Source organism: Lysobacter sp. Root604, from assembly GCF_001427505.1.
In the GTDB taxonomy this organism is placed as follows: domain Bacteria; phylum Pseudomonadota; class Gammaproteobacteria; order Xanthomonadales; family Xanthomonadaceae; genus Lysobacter.
Window position 1 is genome coordinate 1,291,952 of sequence record NZ_LMGS01000001.1, and the last position, 24,598, is coordinate 1,316,549.

Annotated in this window: 20 protein-coding genes; 6 read left to right on the plus strand and 14 right to left on the minus strand. The window is 66.8% G+C overall.

Features of this window, described 5'->3' with window-relative positions:
• Positions 1-41: 41 nt before the first annotated feature.
• Entirely contained in the window at positions 42-500 is a 459-nt protein-coding gene (locus tag ASD69_RS05980) for a hypothetical protein (protein WP_056174993.1), read from the minus strand.
• Positions 501-951: 451 nt separating this feature from the next.
• Here ASD69_RS05980 and ASD69_RS05985 point away from each other — a divergent pair, with 451 nt between their 5' ends.
• Complete coding sequence (locus ASD69_RS05985) at positions 952-1,323, plus strand: helix-turn-helix domain-containing protein (RefSeq protein ID WP_056174996.1); 372 nt, start codon at positions 952-954, stop codon at positions 1,321-1,323.
• Positions 1,324-1,777: 454 nt separating this feature from the next.
• Complete coding sequence (locus ASD69_RS05990) at positions 1,778-2,470, plus strand: alpha/beta hydrolase (RefSeq protein ID WP_056174999.1); 693 nt, start codon at positions 1,778-1,780, stop codon at positions 2,468-2,470.
• Between the two features lie 55 nt (positions 2,471-2,525).
• Here the strand turns inward: ASD69_RS05990 and ASD69_RS21795 are convergent, their stop codons facing one another.
• The 4 genes from ASD69_RS21795 to ASD69_RS06010 all read right to left on the minus strand — a co-directional run bounded on the left by ASD69_RS21795 (position 2,526) and on the right by ASD69_RS06010 (position 6,072).
• Entirely contained in the window at positions 2,526-3,089 is a 564-nt protein-coding gene (locus ASD69_RS21795) for a hypothetical protein (protein WP_056175000.1), read from the minus strand.
• Between the two features lie 200 nt (positions 3,090-3,289).
• On the minus strand, positions 3,290-4,048 hold the full coding sequence (locus ASD69_RS06000) for a CPBP family glutamic-type intramembrane protease (protein ID WP_056175003.1): 759 nt from the start codon (positions 4,046-4,048) through the stop codon (positions 3,290-3,292).
• 429 nt (positions 4,049-4,477) lie between these two features.
• A complete protein-coding gene (locus ASD69_RS06005; RefSeq protein WP_056175006.1) occupies positions 4,478-4,789 on the minus strand; it encodes a hypothetical protein in 312 nt (103 codons plus the stop codon).
• 146 nt (positions 4,790-4,935) lie between these two features.
• Positions 4,936-6,072: a HAMP domain-containing sensor histidine kinase gene (locus ASD69_RS06010; RefSeq protein WP_200943944.1), complete on the minus strand. Its 1,137-nt coding sequence runs from the start codon at positions 6,070-6,072 to the stop codon at positions 4,936-4,938.
• Between the two features lie 367 nt (positions 6,073-6,439).
• Between ASD69_RS06010 and ASD69_RS06015 the strand changes: the two genes are divergently transcribed.
• A complete protein-coding gene (locus ASD69_RS06015) occupies positions 6,440-14,998 on the plus strand; it encodes a glycoside hydrolase family 94 protein (protein ID WP_056176639.1) in 8,559 nt (2,852 codons plus the stop codon).
• A complete protein-coding gene (locus tag ASD69_RS06020) occupies positions 14,977-15,240 on the plus strand; it encodes a hypothetical protein (protein WP_235567147.1) in 264 nt (87 codons plus the stop codon). Before ASD69_RS06015 ends, ASD69_RS06020 begins: the two co-directional genes overlap by 22 nt.
• A gap of 131 nt (positions 15,241-15,371) precedes the next feature.
• Here ASD69_RS06020 and ASD69_RS06025 read toward each other — a convergent pair whose 3' ends face one another.
• The 5 genes from ASD69_RS06025 to ASD69_RS06045 form a co-directional block, all read right to left on the minus strand.
• The gene (locus ASD69_RS06025; RefSeq protein ID WP_056175008.1) at positions 15,372-15,833 is read right to left on the minus strand and encodes a hypothetical protein; all 462 of its coding nucleotides are present in this window, start codon (positions 15,831-15,833) and stop codon (positions 15,372-15,374) included.
• A 195-nt stretch (positions 15,834-16,028) separates the two neighbouring features.
• A complete protein-coding gene (locus ASD69_RS06030; protein WP_056175010.1) occupies positions 16,029-16,346 on the minus strand; it encodes a hypothetical protein in 318 nt (105 codons plus the stop codon).
• Between the two features lie 89 nt (positions 16,347-16,435).
• Positions 16,436-16,798, minus strand: a complete 363-nt coding sequence (locus tag ASD69_RS06035; RefSeq protein ID WP_056175013.1) for a response regulator — start codon at positions 16,796-16,798, stop codon at positions 16,436-16,438.
• 3 nt (positions 16,799-16,801) lie between these two features.
• Positions 16,802-17,944: a PAS domain S-box protein gene (locus ASD69_RS06040; protein ID WP_056175016.1), complete on the minus strand. Its 1,143-nt coding sequence runs from the start codon at positions 17,942-17,944 to the stop codon at positions 16,802-16,804.
• Between the two features lie 150 nt (positions 17,945-18,094).
• Positions 18,095-18,712: a ferritin-like domain-containing protein gene (locus ASD69_RS06045; RefSeq protein WP_056175019.1), complete on the minus strand. Its 618-nt coding sequence runs from the start codon at positions 18,710-18,712 to the stop codon at positions 18,095-18,097.
• Between the two features lie 164 nt (positions 18,713-18,876).
• Between ASD69_RS06045 and ASD69_RS06050 the strand changes: the two genes are divergently transcribed.
• Positions 18,877-19,296, plus strand: a complete 420-nt coding sequence (locus ASD69_RS06050; protein ID WP_056175022.1) for a hypothetical protein — start codon at positions 18,877-18,879, stop codon at positions 19,294-19,296.
• Positions 19,297-19,359: 63 nt separating this feature from the next.
• Here ASD69_RS06050 and ASD69_RS06055 read toward each other — a convergent pair whose 3' ends face one another.
• Positions 19,360-20,268, minus strand: a complete 909-nt coding sequence (locus ASD69_RS06055; RefSeq protein WP_056175025.1) for an NAD(P)/FAD-dependent oxidoreductase — start codon at positions 20,266-20,268, stop codon at positions 19,360-19,362.
• Between the two features lie 134 nt (positions 20,269-20,402).
• Positions 20,403-20,888, minus strand: coding sequence for a pyridoxamine 5'-phosphate oxidase family protein (locus ASD69_RS06060; protein ID WP_056175028.1), 486 nt, complete (start codon positions 20,886-20,888; stop codon positions 20,403-20,405).
• A gap of 306 nt (positions 20,889-21,194) precedes the next feature.
• Between ASD69_RS06060 and ASD69_RS06065 the strand changes: the two genes are divergently transcribed.
• Positions 21,195-23,285, plus strand: a complete 2,091-nt coding sequence (locus ASD69_RS06065) for a catalase (protein ID WP_056175031.1) — start codon at positions 21,195-21,197, stop codon at positions 23,283-23,285.
• 87 nt (positions 23,286-23,372) lie between these two features.
• Here ASD69_RS06065 and ASD69_RS21110 read toward each other — a convergent pair whose 3' ends face one another.
• Positions 23,373-23,840 carry a LuxR family transcriptional regulator gene (locus ASD69_RS21110; RefSeq protein WP_082576355.1) on the minus strand — a complete coding sequence of 156 codons (468 nt, stop codon included), beginning with the start codon at positions 23,838-23,840 and terminating at the stop codon, positions 23,373-23,375.
• A 241-nt stretch (positions 23,841-24,081) separates the two neighbouring features.
• Complete coding sequence (locus ASD69_RS06070) at positions 24,082-24,528, minus strand: hypothetical protein (RefSeq protein ID WP_056175035.1); 447 nt, start codon at positions 24,526-24,528, stop codon at positions 24,082-24,084.
• Positions 24,529-24,598: the final 70 nt, after the last annotated feature.

A 24,598-nucleotide genomic window follows, 5' to 3' on the forward strand; every position in this document is an offset into this window, starting at 1 on the left:
GCCGAGCCAGCGCCGAGGCACGTTTGCGGCACGCCCGCCGCTTAGGGTTCGGCCGCCTTGCGCCGGGACGGCGACGGCGCCTCGCGGCGCAGGCCCTCCAGCATCAAGGCGTTCACGCACTCCAGATGTTCGCCGGCGATGCGCCGGCACAGGCGCGCCCAGCGCCGCTGCTCGCCGGCGTTGCGTCCGGCCTGCTCCGACTGCGCGACGTGACGCTCGATCTCGCGCGCCAGCCACAACAGCGTGTCGCCGTTATCGCTTTCGCGTTCGGCCAGCTCCGGCAAGCTGGGTTGGCGCCGCATCGACACCGCCAGCGCGCAGGCCGCCGCCGCGATCAGCAAGGCCAGCGCCGCGGCCAGACCGGCCGCCACGGACGAGGCATCGGCCCAGTCCGCGCGCAGCGGCGACGCCGGTTCGGCCGCCGCGACCGCCACCAGGGCGGTGGTGTCGGATTCGCGTCCGGGCGCCTCGGCCCGCGGGTCCGGCCGGCCCATCGGCATCAGCCCCGCCCGGCCCGACGCGGCAGCGCCATCAACTCGACCGCGCTGACCCGCCCGGCGCAAGCCTCGGCCATGCGCAAAGCTCGGTTGCGCGTAGAAACGAAGCCACGAATACGCATTTGACGCAGCATTTCTGTGGACACACCGGCGGCCTTGGCCGCCAACCCGACTGTCGCGAAGCAGGCGACATAACGCTGGATCGGGTTTTCGCGGGAATTTCCGCCTTCCGCGCTTGCGGCTGGTACTGCACGAGCTGTATCGGCCACGACATCCCTATCGTCGTCTACGCCACCGCAATATACAACCTGAAATAGCGAAATACAACACCCAAAAAGTGTGATTCGTTTCCACAAGATGCGCAAGAATGAGTTGCGCTCTCCCGCGCAAGAACGAGTGGACACCCGGTGACGGACAACCGATCGAGCCTGGCAGGACGCACAGGCGGTACCGCATGAGCAATACACCCCACGACGAATTCGCCCGCCGCCTGCATCAGGCGCTGGATTTCTCCGGCTTCGCCAAGGGCCGCGCCCGCACCGGCGCGCTCGCCTCCTACTACGGCGTCAGCCGCGAGACCGCGCGCAAATGGCTGATCGGCCTGGCCCTGCCCGAGCTGGAGCGCATGCTCTCGATCGCGGTGCAGCAGCATGTGAGCTTCGAATGGCTGGCCACCGGCCGCGGCACCATCGAAGGCAAGTCGCTGTCGGTGCGCGACCAGACCACCAAATACAGCGACCCCGACGAACTGCGCCTGATGGGCCTGATGCGCAAGCTGTCGCGCAAGAAGCGGCGCGCCCTGATCGAGCTGCTGGACGGCCATTGAGCCAGCGCGGGGCCTGACCGGCGCGGATCGCACCTCCCTCCCATCGGCACGACGGCCGTTGCGTCGAGGCTGCGCCGTGCGCGTCGCATGGGGCGAGATCAGGCGCGCAGGTCCGCGCGCGGGACCGATCACGCGGCCGCGGATAGGCGCCGGCGTCGCGGGCGCGGCGTATCCGGACACGACGCGATCGCGACGCGGCTCGTGGCCTGCGTCCGCCCCTGCGTCAGGGTCCGTCGCCCGCCTATCTCAGCATCCACAGCTACGCCACATTTCGCCCGGATTTAACGCGCCCGGATCGAGTCTGTGCGGGCCGCACCGCTCGACCGCCATCGCACCGGCCACCGCACGGATCCGCTCCCCGCCGCCTACGGCTCGACCGATGTCCGCCCGCCAAGGCCGCGCCGACCGGCCCTGCCGGCACACCGTCGGCGCCCCCAACGTCAGGAGAGCGATCATGAGCGGCAAGCCCACGGTGGTGCTGGTACACGGTTTCTGGGGCGGCGCCGCCCATTGGAACAAGGTCATCCTGGAGCTCAAGCGCCAGGGCTATGGCTCGATTCGCGCGGTCGAGCTGCCGCTGACCTCGCTGGCCGACGACGCCGAGCGCACCCGCAAGATGGTCGCCCAGGTCGACGGGCCGGTGGTGCTGGTCGGGCATTCCTACGGCGGCGCGGTGATCAGCCAAGCGGGCAACCTGCCCAACGTGGTCGCCCTGGTCTACATCGCCGCCTTCGCGCCGGATGCCGGCGAAAGTCCCGGCGGCATCACCCAGGAGCACGTGCCGATCGCGGCCTCGAACCTGGCGCCCGACAGCGACGGCTACCTGTGGGTGCAGGCCGACAAGTTCCATGAAAGCTTCTGCCAGGACCTCACGCCCGACGAGGGCTACGTCATGGGCATCACCCAGAAGGCGCCGCTGGCCAGCACCTTCGGCGATGCGGTGAGCGCGCCGGCCTGGAAACACAAGCCGTCCTGGTATCAGATCTCCAGCCAGGACCGCATGATCGCGCCCGAGAACCAAAAGCGCATGTCGGCGCGAATGGGCGCGCGCAAGGTGATAGAACTGGCGGCCAGCCACGCCTCGCTGGCCTCGCAGCCAGCCGAAGTCGCCGCGCTGATCGACGAGGCCGCCCAGGCCACGGCCTGAGCCCGCACGCCGCGCGATCTTGCCGATCGCGCGGCGTCTCAAACCGATCTTCGGCTTAGAGCTTGCCTTCCGAACCGGTGTAGCTGACGTTCCAGACCTTGCCCTTGTCGTCGACCATGCAGGCCCACGGCGCGTCGGCGCCCGGCACCTTGACCTTGACCCCCGTGCCGGCCTGACTCCACTCGGCGCTGATCACCGACAGGGTGTTCGCCTGGACGTTGGTGGTCTTGGCGACCGCGGCCAGGCAGGCCTTCTCGGCGGCCGGATGCGATTCGCGCGCGCCGGTCTTGGGCGCGGCCGCGGGCTGCGCGGCGGCGGCGGCACCGAGCTGGCACACGCCGTTAGCGCGGTTCTTGCCGGTGTAGGACAGGCTGGGCGAGCCGTCGGGATTGATGCTGATCGACAAGGTCACGCCGCTGGCGGCGTCCTTGGCTTCGTAGTAGTTGTCGTTGAAGCGCTTGAGCTTGGTTTCCTTGCCGTTGACGTACACCGGACCGCCTTCGTCGGCGTGTACCGACAGCTTGCCCGGGCAGGTGCCGTTGAGCTGCGGCAGGCCGGCGTAGGCATTGCAGGCGAACAGGGACGCGGCGGCGGCGGTGGAGACGAGGATCCATTTCATCTTGGGAACTCCTTGGGTTGGGGGAAGCGCGTTGCGGCGATCGGACGCACGGAGCTGATGATGCCCGTGCGCCCGCCAATGAAACCCGAACGTCGATGGCGTCGATGGCGGTGCGCGTATTTTTGCCATCTTGCCCACCTCGATCCGGTGAAAACTCGGTACCCATACTTCGGCGCCCGCCGCGAACCGCACCGGCAAGCTCACACGGCGCTCGCGCTCGCGCCGAGCAGGCCGATACCGAACAGCGACCAGTCGTTGATCACATGCGCGCCGAACGACACCCACAGGTTCTTGGTTTTGAGATAGGCCAGCGTAAGCACCAACCGCGCGCTGCCGATCACGACCAGGCACTGCAGCAGGTTCCAGCCGTAGGTGGGCAGATGCAACGCGCCGAACATGGCCGCGGTCGCCAGCCACGCCGCCAGCAGCGCGCGCGAACGCGACCAGCCCCGCTTGCTGTGCAGGTACCAGGTCAGCGCCAGCAAAGGCAGCACGGTCAGCACTTCTTCGCCCAACAGTTGCGGCAGCGTCTTGAGAAAGAACAAGGCGCGTTCGCCCGTGCCTTGCTGGGCCAGGATGGCGAAGGCCGGATTACTGGCGACACCGGTGCCTTTCATGACCAGCAGGCCGACCGCCAGGCTGACCAGCAGATTGAGCGCGGCGAAGGCGAGCATCCACAGCAGCGCTCGCCAGCCGACGCGACGGAAGACGGCGGTCCAGTGATGCGGGGCGACGATCGCCAGGCCCAGCAGCGGAATCGCGAAGAACGCGACCGCGGGAATGAATTGGCCCCAGCCATCGCGGAACAAGGGGATGGGCGCCGCCAGCACTGCGAAGCCGATCGCGACCATGAGCAGCACGAACAGCCACTGCGCGCCCGAAATCGCGACCGGCCTCGCGTTGTAGTAAGGAAAATCGTCGTTCGGATAGTCGCTGCGGTCTGGCGTGACTTCGGTCATGAGCGGATTTCCGAATGGGCGTGAACCGAACCGAGCGAACGAACCGCGGCGCGCCAGGCGATACGCGTAGGCCTGCCTACGAGCTCCGCGGGCGACCACCGCCCTGCCCCCACCTTCGCGCGCTTAAGGTCGAACCGACTGCGGGTCATGCGGACGTCTCCCTGAGCTCGTGGCGGACTCCGTCTGGGGCGGCACATCGGCGCACCGGGCCGCGCCTGCACCGGCGACAACCGCCCGCAGGGCTTTCGCGCGCCCGACCATCGTCCAACGCAAGCCGCGACCGGAAACGGACAGCGAACGCTTACGACCCTAGCGAGATGTTCCGCGCAAGTTCAAGGCGGTCTCGCTTCATTCGGGGCGCGATCCGTGACTGGGGTCCGGATTCAGCGTTGGCGCAGCGCGCACCGGCGCCCTGGCCTCGCGCCTGTTCTACGGCAGCGTGAACTTGCGCATCGCGCGCAGCGGCCAGATCGAGGTGAAACTGGCGCCGCCGACGAGACGGAAGGCGGCCGACACGCCCTGCGCCACGCCCAGTGTCTCCAGCACGCTGCGGGCGCGCCGGAAAGAATGGCGCGGATCGGCCGTGGTCATGAACACATTGATCTCTTTCGGGCTGACGTCGTAGCCCTCCAGCTCCACGGTGTCGCCCAAGGCCGCCTTCAGCTGGCTTTCCAGCGTGGTCAAAAAGGTCTCGTCTGTCAGCGACTTGCGCCACAGCTTGATGATGAGCTGGTAATCCATCCGCGCATTATAGGCCTTACTCGCGCAGCGGCCGGGCGTTCTTCAGCGAAGCTGCCGGGCTTGCCAACGACCGGAGTTTCGCCCGCGAACATCGGCTCCCCGACGACCTGGCCCTGAGGCGGTCGTGGCGACCTTCGAAACACGCGCTACGCCGCCACGGCATGCCGCGGAAGATTGATCGTGAATACGCATCCGACGCCCGGCAGGTCGCGCACGCCCAGCGTGCCGTGATTGGCTGCCACGCCGCGGCGCGCGATGGACAAGCCCAGTCCCAAGCCGCTGCGATCCGCGGCGCCCTGCGTGAACGGCGTAAACAGATCTTCGGCGGCACCGGGTGTCAGCCCCCCGCAGTGGTCCTGCACGTCGATGAAGATGCGATCGGACAAGGCGTAGACGTTCAGCACCACCTCGCTGCCCGGATGCGTGAACTTGAACGCGTTCTGCAACAGATTGCCGGCGGCGGACAGCAACAGGTCGCGATCCACGTCCACCGCCAGCAGCGGATCGACATCCGATACGGTCAGGGAACAGCCGACGACCTGCGCTTCCAGCGAGGCCGATTGCTTCACCTCCGCGATGAAGTCGGCCAGCGAGAACAAACGGTGCTGAATCGGCAACCCCGCCGTCATCCGCACCTCCGCCAGCGAACGATCGATCAGATTGCCCAAGCCGACCAGCGCGCGATCCAGCACCCCGCCGGTCGCGCCCGACAAGCCCACGTTGCCTTGCTTGATGATGGAAAGGGCTAACGTCGCGGTGCAAAGCTGGTTGCGTAGCTCGTGCGCCAGGAATCCGAGGCGCTCGTTCAGATGCATGGCCTGGCGGTCGGCGATCACGAAGTCGCGTTGGTAGCCGAACTCGGTGACCGCATTGGCGATGGCGTTGTCCAGGCAGCGATTGAGAGTGCGGAATTCGTCGACTTCGATGGCCTGACCGCGTTCCATCGCCAAATCCGAAATCGATTGGCAAAGATCGCCGTAATCGTGCACCACCTGCTCGGCGGTGAAGCCGTGGCGCTGCAGCTCGCGGCCGTGCTGGGTGGCGGATTCGCCGATCTCCGACAAGTTCGGCTGTCCGCCGCCGGAAGGCCCCGAGACTTCCCGGCTGCGCATCGGCGTGGCGGTCTTTTCCACCACCAGCGTCTTGATCAGCTGATCCAGGAAAGTGCTGATGCCGTATGCGAGCTCTTCCTCGGACGCACCCGGCGTCCCGCGCTGAGCGACCTTCTCACGGCACCGTGCGATCAACTCGATCCGGTTCGCAGTGAGGAATTCGTGCATCATGTCTTGACCATACGCTATATGCGGCCATCCGCCGCACCGTTGATCGCGTAAGCGCGCCTACGGGCGGCGCAGCCTGCATCCACGATGCATGGACCCACGATCGCTAGCGCGGCGATGCCGCGTGCGTTGCGAGCCTGCGCAAGCAAGCGACCGATCGATTTTCACCTTGTTGTACCGCGATAGATGCCAGGATCGAGGCCTCGGCGACTGATCGCCCTTGTTTAGGTCTCCGATGCCTCAGTTATGGAGGATGTTCAGTCATTGGTTGCGCCTGCGCAGGCGCCTATGGCGCTGGCGCCGCGAAGCGACCCAGCGCACGCTGACGTCCGAAGAACCCCTGCGATCGCAACTGTTCAACGCCGAGCAGATGGAACTGCACGGCCGCGCCCTGGCGACTTCGCACCGGCTGCACGCGCGCGCCGGTCCGGAACTGCTGCTGCGTCGCCTGGAAGAGAACGAAGGCCTGCTCGACGACGCCTCCACCCTGCTCACCCGCATGGTGCAGGACGAAATGCGCATCACACCGGCAGGCGAATGGTTGCTCGACAACTATTACCTGGTGGAAGAACAGATCCACACCGCGCGCCGGCATCTGCCCAAGGGCTATAGCCGACAATTGCCCTCGCTGAGCCAGGGGCCCTCCAGCGGCCTGCCGCGCGTCTACGACCTGTCGCTGGAAGCCATCGCCCACGGCGACGGCCGCATCGACGCCGAAACCATCGGCCGCTTCGTCGCCGCCTATCAGTCGGTCGCCCCGCTGAAGCTGGGCGAGCTGTGGGCCATCCCGATCATGTTGCGCCTGGCGCTGCTCGACAACCTGCGCCGCATGGCCGTGCGGGTCATGCGCGACGGCGCCGACCACCGTCTGGCGCGCGAGTGGGCCGATCTGCTCAATCGCACCGCCGCCGACAACCCCAAGGACGTGGTGCTGATGGTCGCCGACATGGCGCGCTCGCAGCCGCCGCTCACCGGCGCCTTCGTGTCCGAGCTCACGCGCGGGTTACAGGGCCGCGGCGGCGCGTTCTCGATGCCGATCACCTGGCTGGAACAGTGGGTCGTCGACGGCGGCCAGAGTATCGAGGAACTGGTGCATCTGGAAAGCCAGCAGCAAGCCGCCGACCAGGTTTCGATCAGCAACAGCATCGGCAGCCTGCGCTTCCTGGCCACCATGGATTGGCGCGAGTTCGTCGAAGACATGAGCGTGGTCGAACATCGCTTGCGCGAAGACCCCGCGGGCACCTACGCCCTGATGGACTTCAGCACGCGCGACGGCTACCGCCACGTGATCGAGAAGATGGCGCGCCTGAGCGGCGCCAGCGAACCGGAGGTCGCCGAGCTGGTACTGGGCCTGGCGCGTTCGCGCGCCGCAGCGACCGCGCCCGACGACACCCAGGCGCATGTCGGCTACTACCTGGTCGACGACGGCGTGCCCCTGACCCGGGCGGCGGTGGCCGCGTCCGGGCCCGATCGCCGGCCCTTGCGCCTGCGCCCCGCGCGCATTCCGCTTGGCGCCTACCTGGCGCCGATCGCCGCCGTCACCGGCCTGTTCGCATGGGGCCTGCTCTCGCACCGCTCCGAACTGCCGCAGCACCCGGCGACGCTGTGGCTGTTGGCCGTGCTGGCGGCGATCGCCTACAGCGAACTGGGCATCGCCCTGGTCAACTGGATCGCGACCCTGCTGGTCGCGCCGCGGCCGTTGCCGCGCATGGACTATTCCGAGGGCATACCGGCGCAGGCCCGCAGCTTGGTGGTGGTGCCATGCATGCTCAGCAGCGCCGACGCGGTGGACAGCCTGGCCGAGGGCCTGGAAGTGCGCTTTTTGGCCAATCGCGACCGCCACCTGCATTTCGCCCTGCTCAGCGATTTTCTGGATGCCGACCAGGCCAGCCTGCCGGCCGACGATGCGCTGCTGGCGCGGGCCGCGCAGCGGATAGCGACCCTCAACGAGCGCTATGCGCCCGAAGACGGCGACCGCTTCTTCCTGTTCCATCGCGCGCGCCAGTGGAATCCGCGCGAACGCCGCTGGATGGGCTACGAACGCAAGCGCGGCAAGCTGGCGGCGCTGAACCGCCTGCTGCGCGGCGGCGCGCAGGACGAGTTCCTGCAAGTGACCGGCAACACCGAGGCGCTGAGCCAGGTGCGTTATGTGATCACCCTGGACACCGACACCCGCCTGCCGCGCGACGCCGCGCGCGAGTTCGTCGGCACCCTCGCGCATCCCTTGAACCGCGCCCGCTACGACGCCCAGCGCGGCCGCGTGGTGCGCGGCTACGGCATCCTCCAGCCCAGCGTGGGCACCAGCCAGAGCGGACGCCGTAGCACCCGCTACGCGCGCATGTTCGGCAGCGAACCGGGTATCGATCCTTACACCCGCACCGTATCGGACGTGTACCAGGACCTGTTCGGCGAAGGCTCCTTCGTCGGCAAGGGCATCTACGACGTCGACGCCTTCGAAGCGGCGCTGGCCGATCGCTTCCCCGACAACCGCATCCTCAGCCACGATCTGCTGGAAGGCTGCTACGCGCGCGCCGGACTGGTCAGCGACGTGCGCCTGTTCGAGGACTACCCCTCGCGCTACGCCGCCGATGCGAAGCGGCGCTACCGCTGGATACGCGGCGATTGGCAACTGCTGCCCTGGCTGCTGCCCTGGGTGCCGCGCGCGCAGGGCGGCTACGAGCGCAATCCGCTGTCGTGGCTGTCGCGCGGCAAGCTGCTCGACAACCTGCGCCGCAGCCTGGTGCCGGCCGCCGCCACCGCCCTGCTGCTGTGGGGCTGGCTGTACTCGGCGCATCCGCTGGCCTGGACCGGATGGCTGCTGTGCCTGTGGCTGTTGCCGGTGCTGCTGCCGGCGGTGCGCGAAGCCTTCGTCGTGCCGGTGGATATGCCGCTGGAGAGCCATCTGCTCAGAGTGGGCAAGTCCACGCTGTTGCAATTGCAGCGCGCCGCGGTCGGCCTGGCCTGTCTGCCCTACGAAGCCCTGCTGAGCCTGGGCGCGATCGCGCGCACGCTGTGGCGGCTGACGATCAGCCGTCGCCATCTGCTGCAGTGGAATCCGTCCAGCGAGGTCGAACGCAGCCTGGGCAGCGGCATGGGCGCGGAGTTGCGCGGCATGCTCGCCGCGCCGCTGTTCGCCGTCGCCGCGGCGGCGTTGTTGGTCGCCGTGCGGCCCACCTCGCTATGGCTGGCTCTGCCCCTGTTGGGCTTGTGGCTGCTGTCGCCCGCGCTGATGGCCTGGCTGGGCCATCCGCCGCCCCAGCGCGATGCCGATCTGTCGTCCACGCAGCTGGCGTTCCTGGGCCGATTGGCGCGCCGCACCTGGGGCTTCTTCGAAACCTACGTGCGCGCCGAGGACCACTGGTTGCCGCCGGACAATGTGCAGGAGCACCCCGCCCTGGTGGTCGCGCGCCGTACCTCGCCGACCAACATCGGCCTGTCGCTGCTGGCCAATCTGTCGGCCTACGACTTCGGCTATCTGCAGACCGACGGCGTGCTGGAACGCACCCGCCGGGTCTTCGCCACCTTGGAGACACTGCCGCGCCACCGCGGCCATTTCTACAACTGGTACGACACCGAAACGCTGCAGCCGCTGCCGCCGCGCTACATCTCCACGGTCGACAGCGGCAACCTCGCCGGCCATCTGCTGACCTTGCGCCAGGGCCTGCTGGCGCTGATCGAGGCACCAGTACTGGCGCCCAGCACCTATGCCGGCTTGGCCGACACCCTGGGCGTGCTGGAGGAAACCCAACGCGCGGCCGGTCTCGACGGCGAGGCCCTGACGCGCGCCCTGGCCGATCTGCGCGCCACCCTCGATCCACTACTCGAACAGGCGCCCGTCACCGTGGGCGACGCCGGACGCGCTCTGACCGAACTGCTCGCGCACGCCGACCAGGTGCTGGCGGTTTGGCCCGCGAGCGAGGACCCGATCGCCGATCACTGGGTCCACGCCTTGGCCGCCGCCTGTCGCTCCGCGCTGGCCGAGCTGCGGCATTTCGGTCTGCTGCCGCTGCCGACCGATGGCGACGAAAGCCAGCCCATCCCCAGCCTGCGCGAATTGCAGGCCCGATCCTCCAACGCCACGGCGCAGGAGCGCGCGCGCGCACGCGTCCACGAACTCGAACGCCTCGCGCACGTCGCCGGGCAGTTCTCGTTGATGGAATACGAATTCCTCTACGACCGCGCACGCCATCTGCTGTCGATCGGCTACAACGTGGACGAGCATCGCCTGGACGCCGGCTACTACGATCTGTTGGCCTCCGAGGCGCGGCTGTGCAGCTTCGTGGCGATCGCCCAAGGCCAGTTGCCGCAGGACAGCTGGTTCGCGCTGGGACGCCTGCTGACCGAGGTCAACGGCGACGCCACGCTGCTGTCGTGGAGCGGCTCGATGTTCGAGTACCTGATGCCGCAACTGGTGATGCCCAGCTATCCGGACACCCTGCTCGACCAGACCTCGCGCCACGCGGTGGATGCGCAGATCGCGCACGGTGCGCAGCGCGCCGTGCCCTGGGGCGTGTCCGAGTCCGGCTACAACACCGTCGATGCGCGCATGAACTACCAGTACCGCGCGTTCGGGGTGCCGGGCCTGGGCCTCAAGCGCGGTCTGGGGCTGGACCTGGTGATCGCGCCCTACGCCAGCATGATGGCGCTGATGGTGGCGCCGGAAGCCGCCTGCCAGAACCTGCAGCGGCTGACCGCGCAAGGTTTCGGCGGCGACTTCGGCCTGTACGAAGCGATCGACTACACGCCGGCGCGCGTGCCGCACGGCCAGGACTGCGTGGTGGTGCGCTCGTTCATGGCCCACCACCAGGGCATGGGTCTGCTCTCGCTGGACCATCTGCTGCGCCACCAGCCCATGCAGCGGCGCTTCGTCGCCGACGCCGAGTTCCAGGCCACCTTGCTGTTGTTGCAGGAACGCATCCCGCATACCGGCGTGTTCCATCCGCACGAGGCCGAAACCCTGGGTTCGCGCGGCGCGGCCGGCGAAACCGAAACCCAGCTGCGGATCTTCCGTAATCCCGGCACGACCCGTCCGGCCGTGCAGTTGCTGTCCAACGGGCGCTATCACGGCCTGCTGACCAGCGCCGGCGGCGGTTACAGCCGCCAGCAGGACATGGCGGTCACGCGCTGGCGCGAGGACGGTACCCGCGACCATTGGGGCAGCTTCTGTTACTTGCGCGACGTCGACAGCGGCGAGTTCTGGTCGGCCGCGCTGCAGCCGACCGGGGTGCAGGTGGACCAGTACGAGGCGATCTTCTCCGACGCCAAGGCTGAGTTCCGCGGGCGCAAGCGCGGCTACGAGAGCCACCTGGAAATCGCGATCTCGGCCGAGGACGACATCGAGCTGCGCCGGCTGCGCCTGAGCAATCGCAGCCGGCAAACGCGCACCATCGAGATCACCACCTACGCCGAAGTCGTGCTGGCTCCGGCGATCGCCGACGAACTGCATCCGGCCTTCAGCAATCTGTTCGTGCAGTCGGAGATCCTCAGGCAGAAGCAGGCGCTGCTGTGCACGCGACGCCCGCGCTCGCATGACGAAGTGCCGCCGTGGATGTTCCACCTGGTCGCCGCGCACGACGCCGATATCGGAGCGATTTCCTACGAGACCGACCGTGCGCGCTTCCTCGGCCGCGGCAACACCCCGCGCACGCCGCGCGCGCTGTCGATCGACGTGGCGCTGTCGGATACCGAAGGCTCGGTGCTGGACCCGATCGTGGCGATCCGCTGCCGGATCGAACTGGCGCCCGGGCAGACCGCGATGATCGACATGGTCACCGGCGTAGGCGCGGATCGCGACGCCTGCATGGGACTGGTCGACAAGTACCGCGACCGTCGCCTGGCCGACCGCGTGTTCGACCTGGCCTGGACGCACAGCCAGGTGGTGCGCCGCCAGATCAACGCCTCGCAGGCCGACGCGCAGCTGTACGAGCGCCTGGCCGGCCTGATCGTGTACGCCCATCCCCTGTTGCGCGCCGACCCGGCGGTGTTGCTGCAGAATCAGCGCGGCCAATCCGGCCTGTGGGGCCATGCGATCTCCGGCGACCTGCCCATCGTGCTGTTGCGCATCGCCGACGCCGACAACATCGAATTGGTGCGGCAGATGGTGCAGGCGCACGCGTACTGGCGCCTCAAAGGCCTGCGCGCCGACCTGGTGATCTGGAACGAAAGCCAGGCCGGCTACCGCCAGCAATTGCAGGACCTGATCCTGGGCATGGTCTCGGCCGACCCCGAAGGCAACATTCTCGATCGGCCGGGCGGCATCTTCGTGCGCCCGGCCCAGCAGATCTCGCAGGAGGATCGCATCCTGCTGCAGTCGGTGGCGCGCGTGATCGTCGACGATCAGAAGGGCACCCTGGCGGCCCAGATCGGCCGCCACGTGCCTCCGGAACGGGCGATCCCCGCCCTGCTGCCGGAAGCTACGGCGGAGCTGGCCGCGGTCGCCGATACGGACGCATCAAACGGTCTGCCGCCCAGGCACGACGACCAAGCCGAGGACGTCTGGCCGTTCGACGCGGTGGCTCAGGAGTTCCTGTTCGACAACGGCACCGGCGCGTTCTCCGCCGATGGCCGCGAGTACGTGATCGTTTCGCGCGAAGGCGCGCCGACGCCGGCGCCATGGTGCAATGTGATGGCCAACGCGAACTTCGGCACCGTGGTCAGCGAGAGCGCCCCGGGCTACACCTGGTTCGAGAACGCGCACGAATTCCGCCTGACGCCATGGCATAACGACCCGGTCGCCGACAGCGCCGGCGAGGCCTTCTACCTGCGCGACGAAGACAGCGGGCGGCTGTGGTCGCCGATGCCGCTGCCCTGCCGCGGGCGCGGCGACTACCGCACCCGCCATGGCTTCGGTTACAGCGTTTACGAACACCTCGAGGACGGCATCGCCAGCGAGCTGTGGGTGTACGTGGGCGTCGAGGACGCAGTGAAGTACTCGGTGCTGAAGGTGCGCAACCTGTCCGGCCGCGCGCGCCGGCTGTCCGCCACCGGCTATGTGGAATGGGTGTTGGGCGACCTGCGCGGCAAGTCGCAGATGCACGTGGTCAGCGAACTCAACGCCGAAAACGGCGTACTGACCGCGCGCAATCCCTACAACACCGAATTCAACGGCCGCGTCGCCTTCTTCGACACCGACGCCAACGGCTGCAGCTATACCGCCGACCGCACCGAGTTCCTCGGCCGCAATGGCAGCCTGGGCGAGCCGGCGGCACTGCGGCGCGAGCGTCTGTCCGGCCGCTTGGGCGTGGGCCTGGACCCCTGCGCCGCGATCCAGGTGCCGATCGTGCTGGCCGCCGGCGAGCAAAGCGAGACGGTGTTCCGCCTGGGCATGGGCAAGGACCACGGCGAAGCCTTGAGGCTAGCGGCCAAGGTGCGTGGCGTCGGCTGGGCGCACGATGTGCTGGACGGCGTGCGTATCTACTGGCGCACGCTGCTGTCGAGCGTGCAGGTGCAGACTCCCGACCCCAGCGTGGACGCGCTGGCCAACGGCTGGCTGCTGTACCAGACCCTGGCCTGCCGCTACGTGGCGCGCAGCGGCTACTACCAGTCCGGCGGCGCCTTCGGTTTCCGCGATCAGTTGCAGGACGTGATGGCCAGCGTGCACGCCAAGCCGGCCCTAACCCGCGAACATCTGCTGCTGTGCGCGGCCCATCAATTCCCGCACGGCGACGTGCTGCACTGGTGGCATCCGCCCCAGGGCCGCGGCGTACGCACGCGCTGTTCGGACGACTACCTGTGGCTGCCGCTGGCGGCCTGCCGTTACCTGACGGTCACCGGCGACACAGGCGTGCTGGACGAGAAGGTGCGCTACATCGAGGGGCGTCCGGTCAACCCGGACGAGGAGTCTTACTACGACCTACCGGTGCCGTCCTACCTGCAGCAGTCGTTCTACGAGCATTGCGTGCTCGCCCTGCAGCGCGGCTGCGCCCTGCTGGGCGAGCGCGGCCTGCCCCTGATCGGCACCGGCGACTGGAACGACGGCATGAACCGGGTCGGCGAAGCCGGCCGCGGCGAAAGCGTGTGGCTGGGCTTCTTCCTGTTCGAAACCCTGGAGGCCTTCGCGGAGGTCGCACAGGCGCGCGCGGACCACAGCTTCGCCGGCTATTGCCGCGAACAGGCGCAACGCCTGCGCGAGAATCTCGAAGCCAACGCCTGGGATGGGCAGTGGTATCGCCGCGCCTGGTTCGACGACGGCACGCCGCTGGGGTCCACCGCCAGCGACGAATGCACGATCGACTCGATATCGCAAAGCTGGTCGGTGTTGTCGGACGCGGCCGATCCCGAGCGCGCGCGCCAGGCCATGGCCTCGCTGGATCGCCACTTGGTCCGGCGCGACGCCGGATTGATCCAGCTGCTGGACCCTCCGTTCGACAAGACCGTCAAGGACCCTGGCTACATCCGCGGCTACGTGCCCGGCGTGCGCGAGAACGGCGGTCAGTACACGCATGCCGCAGTATGGGCGGCGATGGCCTTCGCCCACCGCGGCGATGCCGAGCGGGCCTGGGAACTGGCGCGCATGATCAACCCCATCCACCACGCACGCGACGCCGATGACGTGCAGCGCTACAAGGTGGAGCCGTATGTGCTGGCCGCGGACGTGTACGGCGTGGCGCCGCACGTGGGCCGCGGCGGCTGGACCTGGTACACCGGTTCGGCCGGCTGGATGTACCGCCTGCTCACCGAATCCCTGCTGGGCCTGCACCGCCAGGGCGACCGGCTGTCGCTGCGTCCCTGCCTGCCCGCCGAATGGCCGGAGTATCGCCTGCAGTACCGCCACGGCAGCAGCGCCTACTCGATCCGCGTGCGCCAATGCGACGGCGGCTCGGCGTCGCTGCGATTGGACGGTGTGGAGCAGGCCGACCTCGCATTCCCGCTGATCGACGACGGCGCCGCGCATGAGGTCGAGCTGCAATGGCCGCGCCCACCGGCATGAGCGTGCGCGCGGAGCTGGATGCCGAATTGGATCATCTGGCCGACATGCTTCCGCCCTGGCTGGAGAAACTGCGCCACCCGGCGCAGTTCTGGCCTCAATTCGACGCGCTGGCCTCGCAGATCCTGGCGCGCGCCGGTGCGGAAGACCAGCCGCACGTAGTGCGACGCGTGGACGCGATGCTGCTCGCGCACGGCTTGGCCAGGCACGCCGACGCCGGCGACCGGAGCACGCCCCTGCCCTGACGCGCGCGAGCGCCTTCGCCGCTGCGATTCGCAAGCGCGCTGCGCGCACGACTCAAGGGTGTCGGCCTCGCAAAAAGAAACGGGACCGCATGGCGGTCCCGCAACTCCACTGAGCTTCCGCTGCCGCGCGCTTAGCGGCCGTCTTTGTCGGCGTCGCCCGGCATCGCGCGCTCGATGTAATGCCAGCCATCGCGCACCGCATGCCTGGCCTCGTCCCAGGGCAGATGCGAGGCGTGACGGGTTTCGTCCCATTTGCGCTGCAGGTCGCTTTCGACCGCATCGTAGGTTTGCCCGCGGTACTCGCCGTAGGTGTCGTAGCCGTACTGATAGGCCGGCTGGTAATCGCTCCATTCGCGGCCCGCCACATAGGACGGCGACTTTTGGTACTCGCTCTGGAAGTGGGCGGTGTATTCGGTGGGATTGACCGCTTCGGCGATCGAATCGCCGGCCTTGGCGCCTACCACGCCGCCGACGACCGCGCCGACCGCGCTGCCGATGGGACCGGCGGCGGAACCGACCGCGGCACCCGCGATGGCGCCCGCTACCGCACCCGTGCCCGCGCCGACGCTGTGGTCTTTTTTGACATCGCTCATCTTGCTTACTCCTGTGGGGCCGACGCCCATCGGCGTCGGTAATCCACAGTAGGCTCGCGCGGGTACGAGGGCGTGAATTGCGCGCGCGGTTATATGAAGGGTTAAGACTCGACCGGCGAACGATGGCGGATCAGCACAAGGCGGATGGCGCGGACATGCGCGGGCGGCGCAATGGCGGCCGCCCGCTCGGCTCGGCTAGAAGATTCGCTTCTTCTTTCTCTTTCTGATTCGGCTCAACCAATCCGAATCGGGCACGACCTCGCTTCCCACAGCCGGCGGCGGCGCGAGCGATCCGATCTTGTCGTGCTCGGCCAGCAGCTCCTCTAGCCGTCTTTGCGCGTGTAGCAGCGCCTGCTCGCTGACCACGCCCGCGTCTTGAACGATGGGGCTGGAAACACGGACGTACGCCGCCCAAAAATCGCCCTCATCCGGGTGATCGGCGACCAATTGCGGCATCCGCTCGGCCAGCTCGTCCAGACGCTTGGCGATGGATTTGGGAGTGTGCTTGCACATCGTGTGTACATCGTAGCAATCGCCGCCTGTATCCGCGCGTTACTGGCGGCCGCGGTCGGCCCGTGCGTCCCGAGTCGGACGCATGGCGCTCAACCGGCCTCTTGCGCATCCAGCAGCGCGAGCAACTGCATCACCCGGTACGGCTTGGGCAAGAACAGCACGCCTTCCGGCATCGGCGGCAATTGCGACTTGGCGTAGCCCGAGGCGAGGATGAAACGCAGGTTCGGTTTGAGAGCGCGCAGGGTATGGGCCAGGTCGATTCCCGACACGCCCTGCGGCATGCTAACGTCGCTGAAGATCACATCGATCTCCGCATGGGCGTCGATCATGGCCAGGGCCTGCGGGCCGTTGCACGCCGACAATACGGTGTAGTGCGTTTCCTGTAAGGCCTCGACCACGACCTCGCGCAACAGATCGTCGTCTTCCACTATCAGGATGCAGGACGAGGACACGGCTCAGTCCTCCAAGGCCGGGAAATACAAGGTCACGCGCGTACCCTGCCCCGGTTCGCTGGCGATATGCAGATAACCGCCCGACTGCGCCGCGAAGCCATGCGCCTGGCTCAGCCCCAGGCCGCTGCCGCGCCCTACTTCCTTGGTGGTGAAGAACGGCTGCACCGCCTGCTGCACCACCTCATCGCTCATGCCGGAGCCATCGTCGACCACGCACACACAGACGAAGTCGCGGGCCGTCGATTCGATCTCCGGCGGGCGGCGATCGGCAAGACCGGTGGCGACGGTGATGGTGCCGCCCTCGGCGAACGAGTCGCGGCTGTTGATCACCAGGTTGAGCAGCGCGGCTTCCAGCTGGGTCGGATCGACCCGGATCGGCGGCAGGTCCTGCGCCAAGGACAGTTCGATATCGACGCCCAAGCCGCAGGAGCGCATCAGCACGTCCTTCATGCCCAGCACCAGCTCGTTGACGTCGCGCACCTCAGGCGCCAAGGCCTGGCCGCGGGCGAAGCTCAGCAATTGGCGGGTGAGCAGCATGCCGCGGTCGGCGGCGCGCAATGCGCCCTCCACCAAGCGGGTCACGCGCTTCTCATCGTCGCGGTGGGCGCTGATCAGGTCCAGGCTGTTGACGATCACCCCCAGCAGGTTGTTGAAATCGTGGGACAAGCCCAGGGTGAGCTTACCGATCGCCTCAATCTTCTTGGCCTGCAACAGCGCTTGCTGCGCCTCAGCCAGTCTCAGCGCGGACTCATGGCGTTCGGTGATATCGCGGGCGACCTTGGCGTAACCGATCAGTTGGCCGTCCACCCGGATCGGGTCGATCACCACGCTGGCCCAGAAGCGCGAGCCGTCCTTGCGCAAGCGCCAGCCTTCCTTCTCGTAGCGACCGTTCTCGCGCGCCATACGAAGGCCGTACTCGGGCTCGCCCGCGTCGCGATCGACCAACTCGTAGAAGCGTGAGAAGTGCTGACCGATGATCTCGGCATCGTCGTAGCCCTTGATCCGGCGCCCGCCTTCGTTCCAGTTGCAGATGTAACCGTCGGGATCGAGCATGTAGATCGCGTAATCGACCACGCTCTGAACCAGCAGTTGGAACTGCTGTTCGGCTTCGAATGCGCGTATCGCCGGGGTACGTTTGTCGTGCATAACCCCTACTCGGTCGGTGCGCAGCAGGCGACGCTAACCTTGCACCGGTTAACGGCCCGTTACGCCGGGCAAAGCCGACCGACACCGATGACGGCCGACAAGGCATGGCAAAGACACCGAACCGAAAGTCCGGCTCGGCGACACTGGCTATCAGTTCTTTTTCAACATCTGGTCGCGCGCCTGTTCGGCGCGCGCGGCGCCGATCGCCGTCTCGACTTGCTTGATCTCCTCTGGCGGCGGCAACACCGCCGGGAAGCCCAGCGACTGAATCCACAGCTCGCGGGTCCAACCCTGCGTGTGATAAAGGTGGTGATCCTCATCCTGCTCGACGGCGTCGAAGGCGGCCTGCAGGATCTCCACTTCGGGTCCCTTGCCATGCTTGGCGACGTGGCCGATGAGTTCCCAGTTCAGATGGTCCTTGGTTTCGGCCAGCACCACGCATTCGCACGCGACCCGCTCGGCCGCGGTCGCATCGCCAGCGGACAGCGCCATTTCCATGGCCCTGACCAGGGAGCTGCCGATATGCGCGACCACCTCGCGACCGGGCGTCACGGCATCCGGGTCCAAGCCCAGGGACTCGAACACCTGCATCAGCACTTTGCGATGCGAGCGCGTCTGTTGCAGGTACTCGCCCCACTCCGCGCGCAGATCTTCGTTCACCGCGCACCGAATGGCCGCCCCATAAATCTGAATTCCGCCCAGTTCGGTCTCGAGTGCCTGATACAGCAGTTCTTCGACTTGGACGGAATCTTGTGCTGTCTTGGCCATCGGGGTCTCCTTAAAGAGCGTCGGACGACGCAGACCCAGGCCCGACCATAGGAGCGGCGCGATGCGCGCACCGTGAATTGCGAAGCTGGTTTCGTGAACGGTTCAGACCTGGAATGCGCGGCCTGCCATCGCGTCATCGCTCGTCACTGCGATTGCACATACGCGTGACACACTCGCTCGCCTACAAGCATCCGCTTGCGAACAAGGCCCACGCGATGTCGCCCCCGCACAACCGCACGTCCCGACAACTGTCCGCCATCGCCCAGGCATCGCCCTTCGTGGCGGCGCAACGCCTCATGGATCTTTCGCTGGCGACGCAGCCGCTGTCCGGCCGCGACCTGCGCGAGTGGAACCGGATGATCGCCGAGAAGGGCGCGGCCACGATGGAAGGCTGGTGGGGCATGTTCAATGCCCTCTGGCTGGCGCCGCTATCGACGGGCGCGTGGTCGTTCTGGTCGCCGTGGTCGAGTCCGTGGCAACGCTGGTCCGGACTTACGCTAGCCGGCGACCGCATTCTGGCCGCCGGACTCAAACCGGTCGCACGCACCGTGACCGCCAACAGGGCCCGGCTCGCCAGGCGCTGAGCTCCGCGGCGGCGGTCGGACGCCGTTGCGAGAACCGGCATAGGCTTACGCGAGGGTCCGGGTTCACCCGCCCTGTTCTGCCGTTCGCGGCACGATCGGCAGTTGCTGGTGCAAGTGGGTGGCCGCGATCGCGGCCTGCCCCACCGCCACCGAGATCTGGTTGAGGCCGCTGACCATGTCGCCTATGGCGTACAGGCCGGCGACGCGCGTCATCTGATTCGCATCGACCACGGTCTCGCCCGGCTCGTCGGGCCAGGCGCCGGCGGACGCCACCAACGGATGCGCCTCCTGGGTACCGAGGAAGGGATAGACGGTGTCCAACACCGTCTCGGATCCGTCGCTCGCCCGATAGCGGCAGCGCGTTCCGTCGAACATAAGCTCGCCGCCGGGAGGAAGCACCAGCACGGTCTCCTCCCGATAAGGCGGCGGAAACCGATCGTCGAACGCCCGATCGATCGGCATCAGCACCAGGCGTGACGTGTAGCCCCGCAGAAAGCGCGCATGGGAGGCGACGGCCTCGCGTGGGCCGTACACGCCGATGCGCAGATCGGTGGCTTCGAACGCGTCGCAGATCGCGCACAGTCGAATCGCGCCGCAGGAGATCGCCTGCTCCGCCCAGTCCACGTCAGGCAGCACGTCGCGCACGCCCGTGGCCAGCACCACCGCGCGGGCGCGCCAACTGCGCCCGCCGGCGACGGCGCGAAAGCTATCGCCCTCCCGCAGCAGCGCATCCACCACGACCGGCTCGATGCGCACGCCCGCCTCCAGCGCCTGCGTGCGCATGCGCCGCAACAGATCGGGGCCGGACACGCCGTCGGGGAAGCCCGGACAATTGTGGCTCTCCGGAATGCGCCTGGCCCGACTGTCGCCGCCGTCCAACACCACGCAACTGCGATGAAAACGACGCAGGTAGGTGGCGGCCGTCAGGCCCGCCGGACCGCCGCCCACCACTACGACGTCGATGATGTCCATGAGGCGGTCCTCCAGGCGTCAGGCCATGTTCCGATGACGACGGCCACAAGCACCGGATCCTACGCCGACAGCAGTGCTCGGACGTGGCGGGCAATGGTCGGCGCGTGCCTCGACACTGCGCTGCCGAAGCGTGGCTAACTCAGCCGCACCTCGCCGACCTTGTCCTCGTAGTCCTTCTTGGGATCGATGCCCAGCAGCATCTTCACCCCGGCGAGCAAGCTGTTCTCGTTGAGCCACACCTCCGCCTCGGTGGCATCGAAGCGCAGCAGGGCCAGCTTCGGATCGTCCTTGCCGCCCTCGAACCAGGCCGCGATGAAGGGATTCCACAGGCGCTCGATCACGGTTCTATCCTGGTCGCGGCGCAAGCTGCCGCTGATGCTGGCGAACAGATCGTGGCCCTTGGAGGAAAACGCCGCGATGGCGGCATGGCTGGAGTTCAATTTCTGCACCAGCGCATTGTCGGTCGAGGTGAAGAACCAGATCGGGCCATGGTGGTCTTCGGCGATCGCGGTCATGGGGCGGGTATGACCGGACTCCACGCCATCCAGACCCAGCATTACCGTGCGATCGGAAGACAAGGCTTTCCACAGCTTTTCTTTCAGATCTACCGTGTCGCTCATATCCAACTCGTATTCAGGCGCCAGCTTCGCGTGGCGAGGCCAAGCTAATTCCGGATACGTCGGCAGCGCGTGATGCGACCCCTTTTAATGCGAGCGTCTTTTCGCAATGGAACACGCGACTGTCGGCGCGCGGCGAAGCATGAACCGTTCAGGTGATCGAGCACCTGTGCGAAAACCGGATGCGGGCTGCAACGCGAGCATATGAATGCGCACACTCGCTCGCACGACGCGATGTTCACCGCAAGCGCCGCATGATCGAACCATCGGCAGCGATCGCCGCCCGCTCATCCGCTCAGGAGTTGCGCCATGGCCACCAAGAAAGCCGCTAAGACCCGTACCGACGGAATCACGCGCGACGGTCGTGGAGTGGGCGACGAACTGCACCAGAGCGCTGGCGGCAAGCATCCGCCACTGACGACCAATCAGGGCCTGCCCTTGTCGGACAACCAGAACTCGCTGCGTGCGACCGAGCGCGGTCCGGGCCTGCTCGAAGACTTCATTCTGCGCGAGAAGATCACCCACTTCGATCATGAACGCATTCCCGAGCGCATCGTGCATGCGCGCGGCTCGGGCGCGCACGGCTACTTCGAGCTGAGCAAATCGCTCAGTCGCTACACCACGGCGGATGTTCTGACCAAGGTAGGCGAACGCACACCGCTGTTCTGCCGCTTCTCCACCGTGGCCGGCGGCGCCGGTTCGATCGATACCCCCCGCGATGTGCGCGGCTTCGCGGTCAAGTTCTACACTCAGCAAGGCAACTGGGACCTGGTGGGCAACAACATTCCGGTGTTCTTCATCCAGGATGCGATGAAGTTCCCGGATGTGGTGCATTCGGTGAAGATGGAGCCCGACCGTGGCTTTCCGCAGGCCGGCAGCGCCCACGACACGTTCTGGGATTTCATATCGCTTACGCCCGAAGCCATGCACATGATCATGTGGGCGATGTCGGACCGCACCATCCCGCGCTCGTTGCGCATGATCGAAGGTTTCGGCGTGCACAGCTTCCGCCTGGTCAACGCCAAGGGCGCCTCGACCTTCGTCAAGTTCCATTGGCGGCCCAAGCTGGGCCTGCAATCGACGCTGTGGGACGAAGCCTGCAAGCTGGCCGGCGCCGACCCGGACTTCCATCGTCGCGACCTGTTCGAGGCGATACAGAACGGCGACTTCCCCGAATGGGAACTCGCGGCGCAACTGTTCACCCAGGAACAGGCCGACGGCTTTCCGTTCGACCATCTCGACGCGACCAAGCTGATCCCCGAGGAACTGGTGCCGCTGACGGTGATCGGCCGCATGGTCCTGGATCGCTGGCCGGACAACTTCTTCGCCGAAACCGAGCAGGTCGCCTTCTGCCCCTCGCATGTGGTGCCGGGCATCGACTTCTCCAACGATCCGCTGCTGCAGGGACGTTTGTTCTCCTATCTGGATACGCAGCTGTCGCGGCTGGGCTCGCCCAACTTCCACCAATTGCCGATCAATGCGCCCAAATGCCCGTTCGCCAATCTGCAGCGCGACGGCCACATGCAGATGCGGGTGCCGCGCGGCCGGGTGAACTACGAACCCAGTTCTCTGGATCCGCAATCGCCGCGCGAGACGCCGGCCGGTTTCCGCAGCGCCGGCGTGCCCAGCGACGACGGCGTCAAGGGCCGCGTGCGTCCGGAAAGCTTCGCCGACCACTACAGCCAGGCGCGCCAGTTCTACCGCAGCCAGACCGACTACGAGCAGGCGCATATGGCTTCGGCGCTGGTGTTCGAGCTGTCCAAGGTCGGCACCGCGCACGTACGCGAAGCCGTCGTGGGCCACTTGCGCCATATCGACGCCGCGCTGGCGCGCCGTGTCGCCGACGGCCTGGGCCTGGCTGCGCTGCCCCCGGCGCCGCCGGCCGCGGTCGCGGTCCAGGACCTGCCCGCGTCGCCGCCGCTGCAGATCATCGGCAAGATGAAACCGACCCTACAGGGGCGCTGCGTCGGCGTGTTGATCGACGACGGCTCCGATGCCGCCACGGTGCGGGCCTTGCGCAAGGCGGTCGAAGCCGCCGGCGCACGCGTCAAGATCGTCGCGCCGCGTATCGGTGGGGCCAAGCTGAGCGACGGCAAGACCCTAGCCGCCGACGGCCAGTTGGCCGGCACGCCATCGCTGGTATTCGACGCGGTCGCCCTGGTGTTGAGCGACAAGGCCGGCAAGCGCCTGGCCAAGGAAGCCGCCGCGGTCGACTTCGTGCGCGACGCTTACGGCCACCTCAAGGCGATCGCGGCCGATGCCGGCGCGCAAGCGCTATTGAATGCAGGCGGCGCGGAGCGCGACGCGGGCGTGGTCGACGCGGGCGATACGCGCTCGTTCATCGCTCAAGCCATGAAGCGCCAGTGGGCGCGCGAGGCCAAGCTGCGTACGCTGGCGTGATTCGCACAGGCACAGCGCATTCCGGCCGAACGCCGGCGCGGGATACGAAAAAATCCGACGCCCAAACGGCTTCGGCTTGAATCAATGTTAAGGCTCGTCGGGCACGCGCGAGAAGAATGCAGTGCGCTGCATGGGAGTTCCATCTTCTTTGAAGTACGTTTCAGTCTCGGTCAGGACTTTACCGTCCGAGCTCACCGAAAAAACTCGCGTCGATCTTGGAACCCCCTGATAAACGATTTGCATTACCAGGACGTTCGGAGCGGGCATTTTTGCCGCGAGCACATCGACCCAGTAGTTGCCAGAAGCTCGTCCAGGGGTGCCATCCAGAGACAACGTGGACTGCGCGAACATCTTGTTGTTGTTCTGGTCGACTATCTCGACGCGAGTTTCCCACTTCCCCTCAGGCGCATCGCGGAAATCGAGATGGACACTCTTTGGGCGCGCCGCTGGCGGCATCGGCAAGCTAGCTACATCCAGAGCCCATTGACCTATCAATGGCGATTTTTCCGGCGACGCAGCAAGTGCCGGTGTAACGTGGATCATGGCGACAGCCAGCGCCGCGATGAATGCTATTTTCATGATGCCTTCCTTGTCGATTAGTCGTCCTGCTCTGATCATGCTTTTTTGCTGGCAGCACGACCAATGAGGCGACAGAGCCCCAACATCTGAATATTGTGTGCCGCGAGCCTGATTTTTTGCGAGATCTGACGCCCCCACGACCGAGTCGATGCTCACGAGGGGCCCTCAGCCCCACGCGGTTCGGTCTGAATGAATAACCAGATCTCATCGAGGGAAATTAAGGGCGAAAGCGAAACATGGAAACATTTTTGCGAGGCATTGGCGTTTCCGTCGTCACGTCCTCGCCGGTGGTCAGATCGCGAAGCCAGAACACGAACCCTGTTCTCCACGTCCCCCGGAACGCCACTTCGTAGCTGTGTCCTTCCAGGAACTCATACGTAGCGGCCGCGTTGCCTATGTACTGGGCCTGCAAGAAACCGATATCGATCTGGCGCTCGCCGGGCTCAACACAAAGGCCAACATCCCATTTCTTCTTCGCGCGTTCGATTTTGGTTCCATCAACGGCGGCGACGAACATGATTGGGTCAACGAGAAGGGCACCAGCCTCGATCTTGCTTCCCTTTAGCGAAGTAGTGCACTGGGCGATAGGGCTCGCGACGTCTGCTCCCGCGAAAGCCTGCAGTGGCAGCATCATCAGAAGAAACGGTAATAGGCCTGTCTTCATAAATCCCTCGTAAGCTCCAACGCCTGAACCAAGTCGAACCGCGAGACGGGCTCGACCTGAATGAGTTTTT